The sequence below is a fragment of the Rhizobium sp. WSM1328 genome, assembly GCF_057653715.1.
This window is the reverse complement of the sequence record NZ_CM172788.1, coordinates 1427492-1445225: the sequence shown is the minus strand read 5'-3', so window position 1 is coordinate 1445225 and position 17734 is coordinate 1427492. Positions and strand designations below refer to the sequence as shown.

General features: G+C 59.5%; 28 protein-coding genes. All 28 read right to left on the bottom strand.

Annotation, left to right across the window (positions count from 1 at the left end; genetic code table 11):
• Positions 1-55: 55 nt before the first annotated feature.
• Entirely contained in the window at positions 56-1066 is a 1011-nt protein-coding gene (locus AC2444_RS07345) for a DNA-directed RNA polymerase subunit alpha (RefSeq protein ID WP_003547579.1), read from the bottom strand.
• A 97-nt stretch (positions 1067-1163) separates the two neighbouring features.
• Positions 1164-1553, bottom strand: a complete 390-nt coding sequence (gene rpsK, locus AC2444_RS07340; RefSeq protein ID WP_003547577.1) for a 30S ribosomal protein S11 — start codon at positions 1551-1553, stop codon at positions 1164-1166.
• Positions 1554-1686: 133 nt separating this feature from the next.
• Positions 1687-2055, bottom strand: a complete 369-nt coding sequence (rpsM, locus tag AC2444_RS07335; protein WP_003547573.1) for a 30S ribosomal protein S13 — start codon at positions 2053-2055, stop codon at positions 1687-1689.
• Positions 2056-2276: 221 nt separating this feature from the next.
• Positions 2277-2927 (bottom strand): adenylate kinase, encoded by a 651-nt coding sequence (locus AC2444_RS07330; protein WP_012757023.1) that lies wholly within the window; start codon positions 2925-2927, stop codon positions 2277-2279.
• On the bottom strand, positions 2924-4264 hold the full coding sequence (gene secY, locus AC2444_RS07325; protein ID WP_012757022.1) for a preprotein translocase subunit SecY: 1341 nt from the start codon (positions 4262-4264) through the stop codon (positions 2924-2926). Before secY ends, AC2444_RS07330 begins: the two co-directional genes overlap by 4 nt.
• 235 nt (positions 4265-4499) lie before the next feature.
• Complete coding sequence (gene rplO / locus AC2444_RS07320; protein WP_003547567.1) at positions 4500-4976, bottom strand: 50S ribosomal protein L15; 477 nt, start codon at positions 4974-4976, stop codon at positions 4500-4502.
• A 16-nt stretch (positions 4977-4992) separates the two neighbouring features.
• Positions 4993-5202: a 50S ribosomal protein L30 gene (gene rpmD, locus AC2444_RS07315; RefSeq protein WP_003547566.1), complete on the bottom strand. Its 210-nt coding sequence runs from the start codon at positions 5200-5202 to the stop codon at positions 4993-4995.
• A gap of 14 nt (positions 5203-5216) precedes the next feature.
• Positions 5217-5786 carry a 30S ribosomal protein S5 gene (rpsE, locus tag AC2444_RS07310; protein ID WP_003547565.1) on the bottom strand — a complete coding sequence of 190 codons (570 nt, stop codon included), beginning with the start codon at positions 5784-5786 and terminating at the stop codon, positions 5217-5219.
• Positions 5787-5917: 131 nt separating this feature from the next.
• Positions 5918-6280: a 50S ribosomal protein L18 gene (gene rplR / locus AC2444_RS07305; RefSeq protein WP_003547564.1), complete on the bottom strand. Its 363-nt coding sequence runs from the start codon at positions 6278-6280 to the stop codon at positions 5918-5920.
• A gap of 12 nt (positions 6281-6292) precedes the next feature.
• Positions 6293-6826, bottom strand: coding sequence for a 50S ribosomal protein L6 (rplF, locus tag AC2444_RS07300; RefSeq protein ID WP_003547563.1), 534 nt, complete (start codon positions 6824-6826; stop codon positions 6293-6295).
• Positions 6827-6868: 42 nt separating this feature from the next.
• The gene (rpsH, locus tag AC2444_RS07295; RefSeq protein WP_003547562.1) at positions 6869-7267 is read right to left on the bottom strand and encodes a 30S ribosomal protein S8; all 399 of its coding nucleotides are present in this window, start codon (positions 7265-7267) and stop codon (positions 6869-6871) included.
• A 12-nt stretch (positions 7268-7279) separates the two neighbouring features.
• The gene (gene rpsN / locus AC2444_RS07290; protein ID WP_003547561.1) at positions 7280-7585 is read right to left on the bottom strand and encodes a 30S ribosomal protein S14; all 306 of its coding nucleotides are present in this window, start codon (positions 7583-7585) and stop codon (positions 7280-7282) included.
• A 32-nt stretch (positions 7586-7617) separates the two neighbouring features.
• Positions 7618-8175: a 50S ribosomal protein L5 gene (gene rplE / locus AC2444_RS07285; protein WP_003547560.1), complete on the bottom strand. Its 558-nt coding sequence runs from the start codon at positions 8173-8175 to the stop codon at positions 7618-7620.
• Positions 8168-8476, bottom strand: coding sequence for a 50S ribosomal protein L24 (gene rplX, locus AC2444_RS07280; RefSeq protein WP_003547559.1), 309 nt, complete (start codon positions 8474-8476; stop codon positions 8168-8170). Before rplX ends, rplE begins: the two co-directional genes overlap by 8 nt.
• 11 nt (positions 8477-8487) lie before the next feature.
• Positions 8488-8856 (bottom strand): 50S ribosomal protein L14, encoded by a 369-nt coding sequence (gene rplN / locus AC2444_RS07275; protein WP_003547558.1) that lies wholly within the window; start codon positions 8854-8856, stop codon positions 8488-8490.
• Between the two features lie 258 nt (positions 8857-9114).
• Positions 9115-9354 carry a 30S ribosomal protein S17 gene (gene rpsQ / locus AC2444_RS07270; RefSeq protein WP_003547557.1) on the bottom strand — a complete coding sequence of 80 codons (240 nt, stop codon included), beginning with the start codon at positions 9352-9354 and terminating at the stop codon, positions 9115-9117.
• 12 nt (positions 9355-9366) lie between these two features.
• Positions 9367-9567, bottom strand: coding sequence for a 50S ribosomal protein L29 (gene rpmC / locus AC2444_RS07265; RefSeq protein WP_003558545.1), 201 nt, complete (start codon positions 9565-9567; stop codon positions 9367-9369).
• 11 nt (positions 9568-9578) lie between these two features.
• Positions 9579-9992, bottom strand: coding sequence for a 50S ribosomal protein L16 (gene rplP / locus AC2444_RS07260; RefSeq protein ID WP_003547555.1), 414 nt, complete (start codon positions 9990-9992; stop codon positions 9579-9581).
• A 36-nt stretch (positions 9993-10028) separates the two neighbouring features.
• Positions 10029-10760 (bottom strand): 30S ribosomal protein S3, encoded by a 732-nt coding sequence (rpsC, locus tag AC2444_RS07255; RefSeq protein WP_003547554.1) that lies wholly within the window; start codon positions 10758-10760, stop codon positions 10029-10031.
• Entirely contained in the window at positions 10760-11149 is a 390-nt protein-coding gene (gene rplV / locus AC2444_RS07250; RefSeq protein ID WP_003547553.1) for a 50S ribosomal protein L22, read from the bottom strand. The genes rpsC and rplV overlap by 1 nt, the downstream gene beginning before the upstream one ends.
• Before the next feature lie 2 nt (positions 11150-11151).
• Entirely contained in the window at positions 11152-11430 is a 279-nt protein-coding gene (gene rpsS, locus AC2444_RS07245; protein ID WP_003547552.1) for a 30S ribosomal protein S19, read from the bottom strand.
• A 15-nt stretch (positions 11431-11445) separates the two neighbouring features.
• Entirely contained in the window at positions 11446-12282 is an 837-nt protein-coding gene (gene rplB / locus AC2444_RS07240; RefSeq protein ID WP_012757021.1) for a 50S ribosomal protein L2, read from the bottom strand.
• Between the two features lie 11 nt (positions 12283-12293).
• Positions 12294-12587 carry a 50S ribosomal protein L23 gene (locus AC2444_RS07235; protein ID WP_003547550.1) on the bottom strand — a complete coding sequence of 98 codons (294 nt, stop codon included), beginning with the start codon at positions 12585-12587 and terminating at the stop codon, positions 12294-12296.
• Complete coding sequence (gene rplD / locus AC2444_RS07230; protein ID WP_012757020.1) at positions 12584-13204, bottom strand: 50S ribosomal protein L4; 621 nt, start codon at positions 13202-13204, stop codon at positions 12584-12586. The genes AC2444_RS07235 and rplD overlap by 4 nt, the downstream gene beginning before the upstream one ends.
• A 13-nt stretch (positions 13205-13217) precedes the next feature.
• On the bottom strand, positions 13218-13859 hold the full coding sequence (rplC, locus tag AC2444_RS07225) for a 50S ribosomal protein L3 (protein WP_003558542.1): 642 nt from the start codon (positions 13857-13859) through the stop codon (positions 13218-13220).
• A gap of 39 nt (positions 13860-13898) precedes the next feature.
• Complete coding sequence (gene rpsJ / locus AC2444_RS07220; RefSeq protein ID WP_003547547.1) at positions 13899-14207, bottom strand: 30S ribosomal protein S10; 309 nt, start codon at positions 14205-14207, stop codon at positions 13899-13901.
• A 154-nt stretch (positions 14208-14361) separates the two neighbouring features.
• Positions 14362-15537 carry an elongation factor Tu gene (gene tuf, locus AC2444_RS07215; protein ID WP_012757012.1) on the bottom strand — a complete coding sequence of 392 codons (1176 nt, stop codon included), beginning with the start codon at positions 15535-15537 and terminating at the stop codon, positions 14362-14364.
• 68 nt (positions 15538-15605) lie between these two features.
• Positions 15606-17705 carry an elongation factor G gene (gene fusA / locus AC2444_RS07210; protein ID WP_012757019.1) on the bottom strand — a complete coding sequence of 700 codons (2100 nt, stop codon included), beginning with the start codon at positions 17703-17705 and terminating at the stop codon, positions 15606-15608.
• Positions 17706-17734 lie beyond the last annotated feature (29 nt).

The following is a 17734-nucleotide window of genomic DNA, read 5'->3' as shown; positions in this document are numbered from 1 at the left end:
ATCGGCCTGCTGTTTGACGGGGAAAGGCAGCCGAAAGAGCCTGCCTTTTGTTTTTTCAGTATTGATCTTCGTAACGCTTGGCGAGATCTTCGATGTTCTCGGGCGGCCATGCCGGCACTTCCATGCCGAGGTGCAGGCCCATGGAAGCGAGAACTTCCTTGATTTCGTTCAGCGACTTGCGACCAAAATTCGGTGTGCGGAGCATTTCTGCTTCGGTCTTCTGAATGAGGTCGCCGATGTAGACGATGTTGTCGTTCTTCAGGCAGTTTGCCGAACGGACCGACAGCTCGAGTTCGTCCACCTTCTTCAGGAGAGCCGGGTTGAAAGCGAGTTCGGTGACTGCTTCCTCTTCGGTTTCCTTCTGCGGCTCGTCGAAGTTGACGAAGACGCCAAGCTGATCCTGGAGGATGCGCGCCGCAAAAGCGACGGCGTCTTCGCCGGTGATCGAGCCATCGGTTTCGATGGTCATGTTCAGCTTGTCGTAATCGAGAACCTGTCCTTCGCGGGTATTTTCAACCTTGTAGGACACCTTCTTGACCGGCGAGTAGAGGCTGTCGACCGGGATGAGACCGATCGGAGCATCTTCCGCACGATTGCGTTCGGCCGGAACATAGCCCTTGCCGTTGTTGACGGTGAATTCCATGCGGATCTCGGCACCCTCGTCGAGCGTGCAGATGACATGCTCGGGGTTGAGGATTTCGATATCGCCGACCGTCTGAATGTCGCCAGCCGTGACAACGCCAGGGCCCTGCTTACGCACGACCATGCGCTTTGCATCGTCGCCATCCATCTTGATGGCGATTTCCTTGATGTTGAGCACGATGTCCGTGACGTCTTCGCGGACGCCCGGAATCGAGGAGAATTCATGCAGCACGCCATCGATCTGCACCGCCGTGACGGCAGCACCGCGCAGCGAGGAAAGCAGAACGCGGCGAAGCGCGTTGCCGAGGGTGAGGCCGAAGCCGCGCTCCAGCGGTTCGGCAACAAGCGTCGCCCTGGTGCGCGAGCTCGAGGAGAACTCCACCTTGTTCGGCTTGATCAGTTCCTGCCAGTTCTTCTGAATCATGAGTTTGCCTTCCGTTCGTTGCCACCATCCAATCGTGGCAACCGAGCTTGAAAACCACCGGGAGCGCGCAGGCGCTCACCGGTGACGAGAGCGATGATCAGACGCGGCGCTTCTTGCGCGGACGGCAGCCATTGTGCGGGATCGGGGTCACGTCGCGGATGGACGTGATCATGAAACCTGCAGCCTGGAGCGCGCGCAGAGCCGATTCACGACCCGAACCCGGACCGCAGACTTCGACTTCCAGCGACTTCATGCCGTGCTCCTGGGCCTTCTTGGCGCAGTCTTCGGCAGCGATCTGGGCAGCGAACGGGGTCGACTTGCGCGAGCCCTTGAAGCCCTTGGCGCCAGCCGACGACCAGGCGATCGCATTGCCCTGCGCATCGGTGATGGTGATCATCGTGTTGTTGAAGGTCGAGTTGACGTGAGCGACACCCGACGAGATATTCTTGCGCTCGCGACGGCGAACGCGGACGGCTTCCTTAGCCATGGTATTCCTTTCGTTGATCTCTTCACCGCCGTAATGCCAGCGGCTACACCGGAACGGCGCCTATATGGTCCCGCTCCAAACTCAAAAGAGGCCGGCGCAGACCGCCAGCCTCCCCACCCCAGTTTCCCGGAAATTACTTCTTCTTGCCAGCGATTGCCTTTGCCGGACCCTTGCGGGTGCGGGCATTGGTATGCGTGCGCTGACCGCGGACCGGAAGGCCGCGGCGATGACGCAGGCCGCGGTAGCAGCCGAGGTCCATCAGGCGCTTGATGTTCATCGCGGTATCGCGACGAAGATCGCCTTCGACCTGATAGTCGCGGTCGATAGCTTCACGGATCTGAAGGACTTCTGCGTCCGTCAGCTGATGCACACGGCGTTCAGCCGGGATACCGACCTTCTCGACGATTTCCTGTGCGAATTTCGAACCGATCCCGTGAATGTAGGTCAGCGCGATGACAACGCGCTTCGCAGTCGGGATGTTGACGCCAGCGATACGTGCCACGCCTATTCTCCTTGCATTCCAGTTGCCATCCGGCAAGTGGGCTTCGTTATGCGGTCTTGAGAACCGCCCGTTCAGATTTACGTCCGTAACATGTCAAAACGACCGCACCCGGACTTCCCTGGGAAATCCGCGCCGATCGCATGGAATGTCGCGAGTTGGCGCGGTGTTTAGCGGAATCACTGCTGAAAAGCAACCGTTCCGCCAAGTTTATTTTCAAAGCCTTAAAGCTTGGAAAGAATGCTTTCGACCTCGGCGGTCACCTGATCGATTTCTGCCATGCCGTCCACGGACTTGAGTTTGTCCTTGGCATGGTAATAGCCGATCAGCGGCGAGGTTTCCTTGTAGTAGACCTCGAGACGCTTGATCATGGTCTCGGCGTTGTCATCAGGACGGCGTTTGAAGTGAGTCGAACCGCACTTGTCGCAAACACCTTCCTTGGCCGGGAGCTTGTCAGTGTCATGATAGACAGTGCCGCACTGAACGCAGGTATATCGACCATCCACCCGACGGATGAGTTCCTTGTCGTCGACGCGAAACTCGATAACCACTGAGAGGTCAAGACCCTTGGACTTTAGCATCCCCTCGGTGGCATCGGCCTGCACGAGTGTGCGAGGAAAACCATCGAGAATGAAGCCGTTGGCGCAATCGGGCTGATCGATTCGCTCAGAGACGATGGCGATGACGATCTCATCAGAGACGAGTTTGCCGGCGTCCATGACCGCCTTGGCGCGTTTCCCCACCTCTGTGCCAGCTTCGGTAGCAGCACGCAGCATGTCTCCAGTGGAAAGCTGCGGAATGCCGTGCTTTTCCACGATCCGCTGGGCCTGGGTTCCCTTACCCGCGCCCGGCGGCCCCAAAAGGATAAGTCTCATCGCCCCCTCTTTCCTCCACGCAACTTCGATTTCTTGATCAGGCCTTCGTATTGCTGCGCGATCAGGTGACCCTGGATCTGTGCAACCGTATCAAGAGTTACGCTAACCACGATCAAAAGCGAAGTCCCACCAAGGGCTAATGGAATGCCGGTTTGCGACACCAGAATCTCTGGGAGGATGCAGACGAAGACGAGATAGAGCGCACCGATCACCGTGATTCGGGTCAGCACGTAGTCGATATATTCGGCGGTGCGCTCGCCCGGACGGATGCCGGGAATGAAGCCGCCATGCTTCTTCAGATTGTCGGCCGTGTCCTTCGGATTAAAGACGATGGCCGTATAGAAGAAGGCGAAGAAGGCGATCAGCGCGCCGTACAGCGCCATATAGAGCGGTTGACCGTGGCCGAGGGCCGCGACGATCGATGTCACCCAGGAGGGCATTGCCGAGGTGTTGGCGAAACCGGCGACCGTTGCCGGCAGCAGCAGCAGCGACGACGCGAAGATTGCCGGAATGACGCCTGACGTGTTCAACTTCAGCGGCAGATGCGAGGTATCGCCCTGGAACATCCGATTGCCAACCTGACGCTTCGGATACTGGATCAGCAGCCGGCGCTGGGCGCGCTCGACGAAGACGATGATGCCGATGACGGCGATCGCGACGATGATGACGAGCAGAATGAGGAAGGTCGACAGCGCCCCGGTGCGGCCGAGTTCAAGCGTGCCGGCAAGAGCTGTCGGAAGGCCGGCGGCGATGCCGGCGAAAATGATCAGCGAGATGCCGTTGCCGATGCCGCGCGAGGTGATCTGCTCACCGAGCCACATCAGGAACATCGTGCCGCCGAGCAGCGTCAGAACGGTGGAGACGCGGAAGAACCAGCCGGCCTCGACGACGAGGCCTTGGCCGCTTTCAAGGCCGGCGGCAATGCCATAGGCCTGGAGCGCACCGAGGATAACGGTACCATAGCGGGTATACTGGTTGATGATCTTACGGCCCTGCTCGCCTTCCTTCTTCAGGTTTTCGAGCGCCGGCACGACCGAGGTCATGAGCTGCACAATGATCGAAGCGGAGATATAGGGCATGATGCCGAGCGCAAAGATCGCCATGCGCTGAACAGCGCCGCCCGAGAACATGTTGAAAAGGCCGAGAATGCCGCCTGACTGGCCGCGGAAAGCCTGGGCATAGGCTTCAGGATTGAGGCCTGGAAGCGGAATATGCGTGCCGAGTCGATAGACGAGGAGAGCTGCCAGTGTGAACCACAAGCGCTTCTTCAAATCCTCGGCTTTGGCGAAGGTCGAAAAATTGAGGTTGGATGCCAATTGTTCCGCTGCAGAAGCCATGCGTTTCTCCGCGCTACCAATTCCGGCGTCTCTGGGGGACAGACCGGACCCGGAATCAGTATGAAATTATTCAAAACCGGGCTCAGGACGGATTGCGGCGCAACCCCTTGCCTCACCCTTGTTTTCGAGTCTTACCGGCATGACGCGGGCGCGCCAGCCAAGTTTTTGTGAGGCCCACATATGGGAGCAAAATCGCCCGGTGTGAAGCACTCCGGGCGATATATCATCAGATTATTTATTCGGCTGCAGCGGGAGCCGAAAGCAGCGTCACGGTGCCGCCGGCCTTTTCGATCTTCTCGACGGCAGGCTTGGAGGCGCCTGCAACGACGATGGTGATCTTGGCCTTGATCTCGCCGTCGGCGAGAACGCGAACGCCGTCCTTGACGCGGCGGATGACACCAGCAGCCTTGAGGGCAGCTGCGTCAACGGTCGTCTTGGCATCGAGCTTGCCGGCGTCGATCGCCGTCTGGATACGGGCCAGCGACACGACAACAAAATCGGAAGCGAAAATGTTGTTGAAGCCACGCTTCGGCAGGCGACGATAGATCGGCATCTGGCCGCCTTCGAAGCCGTTGATGGCGACGCCTGAACGGGACTTCTGACCCTTCACGCCGCGACCACCAGTCTTGCCCGAGCCCGAGCCGATACCGCGGCCGAGGCGCTTGCGGCTGTGGGTCGAGCCTTCGTTGTCCTTGATTTCATTGAGTTTCATGAGCGTTTCCTCCGTCTCACTTCTCGTCGACGACGCGAACGAGATGCTGGACAGCACGGATCATGCCACGAACGGAAGGAGTATCCTCCAGCGTGCGGCGACGGTGCATCTTGTTCAGTCCGAGACCGATCAGCGTGCGCTGCTGGACATCCGGACGGCGAATCGGGCTGCCGATCTGTTCGATCGTGACAGTCTTCGCTTCAGCCTTCTTAGTAGCCTTGGCCATCTGTCAAACTCCTCTTATTCTTCAGAGGCGTTGCCGGAGGCGCTACGACGAGCCTGCAGCGTTGCATACTTGATGCCGCGCTGAGCTGCGATGTCCTTCGGGTGAACCTGGTGCTTCAGAGCGTCGAAGGTGGCGCGAACCATGTTGTAGGGGTTCGACGAACCGGTCGACTTGGCGACGACGTCGTGCATGCCGAGTGTTTCGAATACGGCGCGCATCGGACCGCCCGCGATGATGCCGGTACCGACCTTGGCCGAGCGCAGCAGAACCTTGCCGGCGCCGTGGCGGCCGTGAACGTCGTGATGCAGCGTACGGCCGTCACGCAGCGGTACGAAGATCAGTTCGCGCTTAGCGGCTTCGGTTGCCTTGCGGATGGCTTCCGGTACTTCACGTGCCTTGCCATGGCCGAAGCCAACGCGGCCCTTCTGGTCGCCAACGACGACGAGTGCTGCAAAACCGAAACGACGGCCGCCCTTGACGACCTTGGCGACGCGGTTGATCGCGACAAGCTTGTCGACGAATTCGCTATCGCGCTCTTCACGGCTCTGGCGGTCGTCCCGCTGCGGCCTTCTTTCCTGTGCCATTGTCCTCTTCCTTTTTCTTTTCCGGGTGCAATCGGCAAACAAATGTGGACCGCATTAGCCTCCCCTTTCGGAGAGTGCCTGCGGTCCGGCGAAAATCCGGCCGGCGCTTGAGGCGTCCGGCCGGAAACTGATCAGAAGGTGAGACCGCCTTCGCGGGCCGCTTCGGCGAGAGCCTTGATGCGGCCGTGATAGATGAAGGCGCCACGGTCGAACACGACTTCCGTAACACCGGCCTTGGAGGCCCGCTCGGCGAGGAGCTTGCCCACAACGGTAGCGGCGGCGGTATCGGCACCGGTCTTCAGAGAACCGCGCAGATCCTTCTCGAGGGTGGAGGCAGACGCGAGCGTCTTGCCGGCCACGTCATCGATGACCTGGGCGTAGATGTTCTTCGAGGAGCGATGAACCGACAGGCGCGGACGGCCATTGGCCACCGACTTGAGATGACGGCGCACGCGGTTGGCACGACGTGCAAGTGCTTCTTTCCTGCTAGCCATTTCGCGTGATCCTTACTTCTTCTTGCCTTCTTTGCGGACGATCCGCTCGTCAGCGTACTTGACGCCCTTGCCCTTGTAGGGCTCGGGACCGCGATATTCGCGGATTTCGGCGGCAACCTGACCGACCTGCTGCTTGTTGATGCCGCTGACGACGATTTCCGTCGGCTTCGGAACAACGATCGAGATACCGACCGGCGGCTCGTAGATCACGTCGTGGCTGAAACCGAGGGCCAGCTGCAGGTTCTTGCCCTGCATGGCGGCGCGGTAACCGACGCCGTTGATTTCAAGCTTGCGCTCGAAACCGTCCTTGACGCCCTTGAAGATGCCTTCGATCATCGTGCGGGACATGCCCCACTTTGACCGCGCATCCTTGGTCTGGTTCACCGGCGTCACGACGACGGCGTTATTTTCAAGCTTGAGGCTGATTTCGTCGTTAGCAACGAAAAACAGCTCGCCCTTCGGGCCCTTTGCAGTCACCTTCTGGCCATCGACCGTAGCCGTGATCCCAGCAGGCACCTGAACGGGCTTTTTACCGATACGAGACATGTTTCAATCCTGTCTGTTCGCTATGGAGATCCCTGCCCAATCTTAGAAGACCGAGCAAAGAACCTCGCCACCAACGTTCTGTTCGCGAGCCTGGTGATCGGCCATCACACCCTTCGGAGTCGAAAGGATGGTGATGCCGAGACCGTTCGCGACCTGCGGAATGGACTTGACCGAGACATAAACCCGGCGGCCCGGCTTGGACACACGGCCGATCTCACGGATCACCGATGCGCCTTCATAATATTTCAGCTCGATGCTGAGTTCCGACTTGCCATTGCCGAAATCGACAACGGAATAGCCACGGATGTAGCCTTCGGACTGCAGAACATCGAGAACACGTGCACGGAGCTTCGAAGCAGGCGTCGAAACCGACGACTTGCGGCGAGAAGCACCGTTACGGATGCGAGTGAGCATATCGCCCAACGGATCAGTCATTGTCATGTAACCTGCTCCTTACCAGCTCGACTTGACGATACCCGGCACCTTGCCGAGATTGCCGAGTTCACGCAGCGCAATACGCGACATGCGCAGTTTGCGGTAATATGCGCGCGGACGCCCCGAAACTTCGCAACGGTTGCGAATACGGGTCTTCGATCCATCACGCGGCAGGGATGCCAGCTTGATCGAGGCCTTGAACCGCTCTTCGATCGGAAGAGCCTGGTTCATGATGATCGCCTTCAACCCAGCCCGCTTAGCGGCCTGGTTAGCGACCGTAGTACGGCGGCGCTTGTTCTTTTCAACTGCGCTTGTCTTCGCCATGTCAGGTTCCTTTTCTACGCTCGTCGTTACGGTTATTGACGGAACGGGAAGCTGAACTCTTTCAGAAGAGCCCGTGCCTCGTCGTCGGTCGTCGCCGTCGTGCAAACGATGATGTCCATGCCCCACATCTGATCAACCTTGTCGTAGTTGATCTCAGGGAACACAATGTGCTCCTTGATGCCCATGGCGAAGTTGCCACGGCCGTCAAAGCTTTTCGGGTTCAGGCCGCGGAAGTCGCGAACGCGCGGGAGCGCGATGTTCACGAGACGGTCCATGAACTCGTACATGCGGGCGCCGCGCAGGGTGACCTTGGCGCCGATCGGCATCTGTTCGCGGACCTTGAAGCCTGCGATAGAGTTACGTGCGCGGGTGATGACCGGCTTCTGGCCGGCAATCGCTGCGAGGTCGGCGGCAGCCACCGTCGGCTTCTTCGAGTCAGCGGTCGCTTCGCCGACACCCATGTTGATCACGATCTTGTCGAGCTTCGGGATCATCATCTCATTGGCGTAGGAGAACTGCTCCTGCAACGCCTTGCGGATGCGCTCGACATATTCCTTCTTGAGCCGCGGCTCATATTTTGCCTCAGCCATCGATCACTTCTCCAGAACGCTTGGCCACACGGACCTTCTTGCCGTCAACAACCTTGAAACCGACGCGGGTCGGCTTGCCATCCTTGTCGATGATTGCAACGTTGGACAGGTGAACCGGGGCTTCCTTGTTGATGATGCCGGCTTCCTGGGTCTGCGTCTGGCGCTGGTGGCGCTTGACGACGTTGACGCCACGAACAACGGCACGATCTTCCTTCGGCATGACCTGGACAACTTCGCCGGTACGGCCCTTGTCCTTGCCAGCGAGCATGACGACCTTGTCGCCCTTACGAATCTTCTGCATCGCTTCGCTCCTTACAGTACTTCGGGAGCCAGCGAGATGATCTTCATGTGGTTCTTGGCGCGAAGTTCGCGCGGAACCGGTCCGAAGATACGGGTGCCGATCGGCTCTTTCTTGTTGTCGATGAGGACTGCTGCGTTGGTGTCGAAGCGGATGACGGAGCCATCTGCACGACGGATGTCCTTGGCGGTGCGAACGACAACCGCCTTCATCACGTCACCCTTCTTCACACGGCCGCGCGGGATCGCTTCCTTGATCGAAACGACGATGACGTCGCCGATCGAGGCATACTTGCGCTTCGAGCCGCCCAGCACCTTGATGCACATGACACGACGTGCGCCGGAATTATCCGCGACGTCGAGGTTTGTTTGCATCTGAATCATATCAGGTCGCCTTCTTGGTTTACCGGAATGGTTGGGCTAGCCCCCTACTCCGGCTTATGAAAATTTTCGCCGGCCGAGCTGCCGTGAGGCAGCACAGACGCGGCAATAGCTGAATAGCGCGGGGTCGATCGTGCCAGGGTGGTTTCCCGAACGGGACCTTCCGTGCGCTCAAAGCAAAAGAACGCCCGGCATTCGAGCGTTCTGACGCTGCTTCATACAGATATTTCGGCGAGACGCAAGGCCTCGCGCAAAATTCTGTTACTTGCCCTGGGCGGAAATCACCGTCCAGCGCTTGTCCTTGGAGATGGGCGCGCATTCCTCTATGGATACGGTATCGCCGATCTTGTACTGGTTGTTCTCGTCGTGGGCCTTGTACTTCTTGGAACGACGAACGGTCTTCTGGAGCAGTGGGTGAGCGAAACGACGCTCGACACGAACCACTACCGTCTTCTCGTTCTTGTCGCCAACGACGACGCCCTGCAGGATGCGCTTCGGCATATTTTTCTTCCTTTAGGCCTTAACTTCTGCCGCCTTCTGGCGGGCAATGGTTTTCACGCGGGCGATGTCCTTGCGAACTTCGTTGATGCGCGAGGACTTTTCGAGCTGGCCGGTCGCCTTCTGAAAGCGCAGGTTGAACTGCTCCTTCTTCAGCTTGGCAAGCTCGTCCTTGAGTTGGTCGGCGGTGAACGCGCGAACGTCTGAGGCTTTCATGAGCTCATTCCTTACTCTGCAATGCGCTGAACGAAGCGCGTCTTGACCGAGAGCTTGGCAGAGCCGAGGCGAAGCGCCTCACGGGCGATTTCTTCGCTGACACCGTCGATCTCGAACATCATACGGCCGGGCTTGACCTTGCATGCCCAGTATTCAACGGAGCCCTTACCCTTACCCATACGGACTTCGGTCGGCTTTTTGGTTACCGGAACGTCCGGGAACACGCGGATCCATACACGGCCGGCGCGCTTCATATAACGCGTGATCGCGCGGCGGGCCGCTTCGATCTCGCGCGCGTTGACGCGGTTGGGTTCCTGTGCCTTCAGGCCGAATTCGCCGAATGCCAGGTCAGAACCGCCCTTGGCGACGCCCTTGATGCGGCCCTTGAACTGCTTGCGGTACTTGGTACGCTTTGGCTGCAACATTTTCTTATTCTCCGAACTTCTCTGCCACGCGCGCTATCAAGCGTTGTCGCGGCGACGGTCTCTGTCGCGGTCACGATCACGGCTTGCCGGACCCTGGGCGTCACCTTCCATCGCGCGGCGCTCGGAAGCCATCGGATCATGCTCAAGGATTTCGCCCTTGAAGATCCAGACCTTGATGCCGCAGATGCCGAAAGCGGTTTCTGCTTCAGCCGTGCCGTAGTCGATGTCTGCGCGCAGCGTGTGCAGCGGCACACGACCTTCGCGGTACCATTCCGTACGGGCGATTTCAGCGCCGCCGAGACGGCCGGCGCAGGTGATCTTGATGCCCTCGGCGCCAAGACGCATCGCGGACTGAACGGCGCGCTTCATAGCGCGGCGGAAAGCCACGCGACGCTCGAGCTGCTGGGCGATCGACTGAGCGACCAGCGTCGCATCGACTTCGGGCTTGCGCACTTCGACGATGTTGAGGTGCGTTTCCGAATTCGTCATCTCCGACAGCTTCTTGCGGAGCTTGTCGATGTCTGCGCCCTTGCGGCCGATGATCAGGCCCGGACGTGCCGAGTGGATCGTGACGCGGCACTTCTTGTGCGGACGCTCGATAACCACCTTGGAGATCCCGGCCTGCTTCAGTTCGCTCATGACGAACTTGCGCATCTTCAGGTCTTCGTGCAGCAGTTGGCCGTACTCGGCATTGTCCGCAAACCAGCGGCTATCCCAGGTACGGTTGATGCCGAGGCGGAAACCGATTGGATTGATTTTCTGACCCATTATGCGGCCTCCTCTGCTGCCTGCACTTCACGAACCACGATCGTCAGGTGCGCGAAGGGCTTTTCAATGCGCGACGCGCGACCGCGGCCACGAGCGTGGAAACGCTTCATGACGATCGACTTGCCGACATAGGCCTCGGCGACAACCAGCGAGTCGACGTCGAGATCGTGGTTGTTCTCGGCGTTGGCAATCGCAGATTCAAGCGTCTTCTTGACGGCGCCTGCGATGCGCTTGCGGGAGAACTCCAGCTCCGCGAGTGCGCGCTCGACCTTCTTGCCGCGGATAGCCGCAGCAACCAGGTTGAGCTTCTGGGGGCTGACGCGGAGCGTGCGGGCGACTGCTTGCGCCTCGTTGTCCTTCAGCCGGCGTTCGGCTTTTGCCTTGCCCATTGTTACTTCCTCTTCGCCTTCTTGTCCGCGCCGTGACCGTAGTAGGTGCGGGTCGGAGAGAATTCACCGAATTTGTGACCGACCATGTCTTCATTGACGCTGACCGGGATATGCTTGCTGCCGTTGTAGACGCCGAAGGTGAGACCGACGAACTGCGGCAGGATCGTGGAGCGACGGCTCCAGATCTTGATCACTTCACTGCGACCGCCTTCACGAACCTTCTCAGCCTTCTTGAGAAGATAGCCGTCAACGAACGGACCTTTCCATACTGAACGAGCCATTGGAGACTTCCTCTCTTACTTCTTACGCTGATGACGCGAGCGCATGATCATCTTGTCGGTCGACTTGTTCGACCGGGTGCGCTTGCCCTTGGTCGGCTTGCCCCACGGTGTCACCGGATGGCGACCACCGGAGGTGCGGCCTTCGCCACCGCCGTGCGGATGGTCGACTGGGTTCATGACGACACCGCGGTTATGCGGGCGCTTGCCGCGCCAAACGGTACGACCGGCCTTGCCGTCGTTGATGTTGGCGTGATCAGGGTTGGAGACGGCGCCGATCGAAGCAAGGCAGGAGCCATGAACGAGACGCTGTTCACCGGAGTTCAGGCGAAGGATCGCCATGCCCTGGTCGCGGCCGACGAGCTGTGCGTAGCCACCGGCGGAGCGAGCGATCTGACCACCCTTACCCGGCTTCATTTCCACATTGTGGATGATGGAGCCGACCGGGATGAACTGCAGCGGCATGGTGTTGCCGGGCTTGACGTCGACAGCCTTCTCGGAAGCGATGACCTTGTCACCGGCAGCGAGGCGCTGAGGAGCGATGATATAAGCCTTCTCGCCGTCAGCATAGTTCACCAACGCGATGAAAGCCGTGCGGTTCGGATCGTATTCGATACGCTCGACCGTGCCTTCGACGTCGAACTTGCGACGCTTGAAGTCGATCAGACGATAGGTGCGCTTGTGACCCCCGCCGATGAAGCGGGCGGTGATGCGACCGAGGTTGTTACGACCGCCGCTCTTGGTCAGACCTTCCGTCAGCGCCTTGACCGGCTTGCCCTTGTAGAGGGCCGAGCGGTCGACGATGACCAGCTGGCGCTGGCTCGGGGTGATCGGATTGAAAGTTTTCAATGCCATTTTCTTATACCTCAGAGACCGGTGGAGACGTCGATCGTCTGGCCTTCAGCCAGTGTCACAACAGCCTTCTTCACGTCCTTCTGCTTGCCGACGAAACCGCGGAACCGCTTGGTCTTGCCCTTGCGCAGCAGAGTGTTGACAGCCGTGACCTTGACGCCGAACAGCGCCTCGACCGCAGCCTTGATTTCCGGCTTCGTCGCCTGCTTGGCGACATTGAATACAACCTGGTTGTTTTCGGATACCAGCGTGGACTTTTCGGTGATCGCCGGAGAGACGATCACATCGTAGTGGCGAAGATCGGTCACTTGAATCGCTCCTCTAGCGCTTCAACCGCAGCCTTGGAAAGCACGAGCTTGCCGCGGCGCACGATGTCGTAAACGTTGATGCCCTGGATCGGCAGAACATCGATGTTCGGGATGTTCTGAGCTGCAAGCTTGAAGTTGCCGTCAAGCTCTGCGCCGCCGATGAAGAGGGCGTTGGTCAGGCCGAGCGTCTCGAAAACGGACGCGAGCGACTTGGTCTTGGCTTCAGCGGCAACCAGGTTGTCGATGACGATGACGTCATCGGCCTTGATCTTGGCCGAAAGGGCGTGGCGAAGGCCGAGTGCGCGAACCTTCTTCGGAAGATCGTGCTCGTGGCTGCGGACAACCGGGCCGTGAGCCTTGCCGCCGCCGCGGAACTGCGGAGCGCGAGCCGAATGGTGGCGGGCGCGGCCCGTACCCTTCTGCTTGTACATCTTGGCGCCGGTGCGCGAAATTTCCGCGCGGCCCTTAGCCTTGTGCGTGCCCTGCTGCTTCTTGGCAAGTTGCCAGCGGATGACGCGGGCGAGAATGTCTTCGCGGGGCTCGAGGCCGAAAATAGCGTCCGAAAGGGAAACCTTCCCGGCGTCTTTTCCCTCGAGGGTCTTGACGTTGAATTCCATTGATCTGGCTCCCTTACTTCGCGGCCGACTTGACGGCGTCGCGCACGATGATCCAAGCACCCTTGGAACCAGGAACAGCACCCTTGATCAGGATCAGACCACGATCTTCGTCGGTCGAAACCACTTCCAGGTTCTGCGTCGTGACGCGCGTCTGGCCCATGTGACCAGCCATCTTCTTGTTCTTGAAAACCTTGCCCGGATCCTGGCGCGAGCCAGTCGAACCGTGCGAGCGGTGAGACACCGACACACCGTGCGTGGCGCGCAAACCGCCGAAGCCGTGACGCTTCATGGCGCCGGCAAAACCCTTGCCGATCGTCGTACCCGTCACGTCGACCAGCTGGCCAGCTGCGAAGTGACCCGCCTTGATCTCCGTACCGATCTCCAGCAGGTTGTCTTCCGAAACGCGGAATTCCGTGACCTTGGCCTTAGGCTCGACGTTGGCAATGGCAAAGTTGCCACGCATCGCCTTCGACGTGTTCTTTACCTTCGCCTGGCCGGCACCGAGCTGAACTGCGGTATAGCCATTCTTTTCGACAGTGCGCGTGGCAACGACCTGGACGGCCTCCATACGCAGTACCGTTACCGGGACATGCTCGCCGGCGTCGTTATAGACGCGGGTCATTCCCACCTTCTGTGCAATCACACCTGAACGCATCGGTTCAATCCTTCTCACTCAGCCCGAAGACCCGAGGTCTCAGAGCTTGATCTCAACATCGACACCGGCGGCGAGATCGAGCTTCATCAGCGCGTCTACCGTCTGCGGGGTCGGGTCAACGATATCGAGAAGGCGCTTATGCGTGCGCATCTCGAACTGTTCGCGGCTCTTCTTGTCGATATGCGGGGACCGGTTGACCGTAAACTTCTCGATGCGGGTCGGAAGCGGAACGGGGCCCCGGACGCTTGCACCGGTGCGCTTAGCCGTCGATACGATCTCACGCGTGGAGGCGTCGAGAATCCGATGATCGAACGCCTTCAGGCGGATGCGGATATTCTGGCCGTTCATTCGACTTTATCCTTGTGTCTGTTATCCGCGTGTCACCACTTAGGGACACGACTTACCTTCAGTTACGTTAGCGGGCCACCGGTTTCAAAGATCGAGAGGGACACCGAGATCGGCGTCCCTATCCTTTCCTTGGGCCAGGTGGCCCAGCCGCTAATTACTCGACGATCGACGCGACGATACCGGCGCCGACGGTGCGGCCGCCTTCGCGGATAGCGAAGCGCAGCTTTTCTTCCATCGCGATCGGAACGATCAGCTCGACCGATACCGTGACGTTGTCGCCCGGCATGACCATCTCCGTGCCTTCCGGCAGCGTCACAATGCCCGTCACGTCGGTCGTGCGGAAGTAGAACTGCGGACGGTAGTTGGTGAAGAACGGCGTATGACGGCCACCCTCTTCCTTCGTCAGGATGTAGGCTTCAGCCATGAACTTCTTGTGCGGCTTGACCGAACCCGGCTTGCACAGAATCTGGCCACGCTCAACGCCGTCACGGGTAACGCCGCGGATCAGCGCACCGATGTTGTCGCCAGCCTGGCCCTGATCGAGCAGCTTGCGGAACATTTCAACGCCGGTCACCGTCGTCTTCGTCGTCGGGCGGATGCCGACGATCTCGACTTCTTCGCCAACCTTGACAATGCCACGCTCGACGCGGCCGGTCACAACCGTACCGCGGCCCGAGATCGAGAACACGTCTTCGATCGGCAGCAGGAACGGCAGGTTGATCGGACGCTCAGGCGTCGGGATGTAGGCGTCGACAGCAGCCATCAGCTCGCGGATCGAATCTTCGCCGATCTTCTTGTCCGAATCTTCGAGAGCAGCAAGTGCCGAACCCTTGACGATCGGGATATCGTCGCCCGGGAAATCGTAGGACGACAGCAGTTCGCGAACTTCGAGCTCGACCAGTTCGAGAAGCTCGGCGTCGTCAACCTGGTCGACCTTGTTCAGGAACACCACGATTGCCGGAACGCCGACCTGGCGGGCCAGCAGGATGTGTTCGCGCGTCTGCGGCATCGGGCCGTCAGCGGCCGAGCACACCAGGATCGCGCCGTCCATCTGGGCAGCACCGGTGATCATGTTCTTGACGTAGTCGGCATGGCCGGGGCAGTCGACGTGGGCATAGTGGCGGGCCGGCGTCTCGTATTCAACGTGAGCCGTCGAAATCGTGATGCCACGCGCCTTTTCTTCCGGAGCCGCGTCGATCTGGTCGTACGCCTTGTACTCACCGAAGTACTTCGTGATCGCTGCCGTCAGAGACGTCTTACCGTGGTCAACGTGGCCAATCGTGCCAATGTTGACGTGCGGCTTGTTGCGCTCAAACTTACTCTTTCCCATTTTCGGGTCTCCGTTTTGCTAGTCCCCGAAGGGATCTAATTCTTGTTATCGGTCAATTGGTATTCCGGTCACTTCTGACCGGAATACTTTGCCTGGATTTCAGTTGCGACGTTCGACGGGACCGGCGAATAGTGATCGAAGGTCATCGTGTACTGGGCGCGGCCCTGGGACATGGAGCGCAGGTTGTCGACGTACTTGAACATGTTCGCGAGCGGGACGTTCGCGTTGATGACGACGGCGATACCACGGCTTTCCTGGCCCTGGATCTGACCGCGACGGGAGTTCAGGTCGCCGATAACGTCGCCGACGTAATCTTCCGGGGTGACGACTTCGACCTTCATCATCGGCTCGAGCAGCTGAGCGCCGGCCTTCCTGGCTGCTTCACGGAAGCAGGCACGCGATGCGATTTCGAAGGCGAGAACCGAGGAGTCGACGTCGTGGAAGGCGCCGTCGATGAGGGTCGCCTTGACGCCGAGCATCGGGAAGCCTGCGAGCGGACCCGAAGACAGAACGCTTTCGATGCCCTTCTGGACGCCGGGGATGTATTCCTTGGGAACGGAACCGCCGACGATCTTCGATTCGAACTTGAATTCGTCGCCTTCCGGGTTCGGTTCGAAGACGATCTTGACGCGCGCGAACTGGCCGGTACCACCGGACTGCTTCTTGTGCGTGTAGTCTTCTTCATGCGTCCTAGTGATGGTTTCGCGGTAGGCAACCTGCGGCGCGCCGACAGTTGCTTCGACCTTGAATTCACGACGCATGCGGTCGACGATGATGTCGAGATGCAGTTCGCCCATCCCGGCGATGATGGTCTGGCCTGATTCCTGGTCGGTCTTGACGCGGAAGGACGGATCTTCAGCAGCCAGGCGGTTGAGCGCGAGGCCCATCTTTTCCTGGTCGCCCTTGGTCTTCGGCTCGATGGCGATCTGGATGACCGGCTCCGGGAATTCCATGCGCTCGAGGATAACCGGCTTCAGCGGATCGCAGAGCGTGTCGCCCGTCGTGGTTTCCTTGAGGCCAGCGAGAGCCACGATGTCGCCTGCGAAGGCTTCTTCGATGTCTTCACGCGAGTTGGAGTGCATCTGCAGCATACGGCCGACGCGCTCGCGCTTGTCCTTGACCGTGTTGATGACCGAAGTGCCCTTCTCGAGCTTGCCCGAGTAGATGCGGGCGAAGGTCAGCGAACCGACGAAGGGGTCGTTCATGATCTTGAAGGCGAGCATGGAAAGCGGCTCGCTGTCATCGGCATGACGCTCGATTTCGGCTTCCGTCTTGAAGTCGATGCCCTTGATCGCCGGGATGTCCATCGGCGACGGCAGGTAGTCGACGACGGCGTCGAGCAGCGGCTGCACGCCCTTGTTCTTGAAGGCAGTGCCGCAGAACATCGGGTGAAACTTGACGTCAATCGTGCCGCGGCGAACCAGCGCACGGATCTGATCGTTGTCGGGCAGAATACCTTCGAGGTAAGCTTCGGTGGCGGCTTCGTCGATGTCGACGACCGTCTCGATCAGCTTTTCGCGATATTCTTCAGCCTTGGCCTTCATGTCCTCGGGGATCTCGACGACATCCCACTGGGCGCCGAGCGACTCGTCGCGCCAGATGAGTGCGTTCATCTCGACCAGGTCGATGACGCCCTTGAATTCGGTTTCTGCACCGATCGGGAGCTGCATGACGACAGCCGTTGCACCGAGACGGGTCTTGATCATCTCGACGGAGCGGTAGAAGTCCGCACCGGTCTTGTCCATCTTGTTGCAGAAGATCATCCGCGGGACATTGTACTTCTCGGCCTGACGCCAGACGGTTTCCGTCTGCGGCTCAACACCGGCGTTGGCGTCGAGCAGCGCGATGGCGCCGTCGAGAACGCGCAGCGAACGCTCGACTTCAATGGTGAAGTCGACGTGGCCGGGAGTGTCGATGATGTTGAAGCGGCGCGTTTTGCCGTCACGACCCTTCCAGTAGGTCGTGGTGGCAGCAGAGGTGATCGTGATGCCACGCTCCTGCTCCTGCTCCATCCAGTCCATGGTGGCTGCGCCGTCGTGAACTTCGCCGATCTTATGCGACTTGCCGGTGTAATAAAGAATACGCTCGGTGGTCGTGGTCTTGCCGGCGTCGATATGCGCCATGATACCGAAATTACGGTAGTCTTCGATCTTATATTCGCGAGCCATTGTGGACTGCCTTTCGATACCGTTCGGAA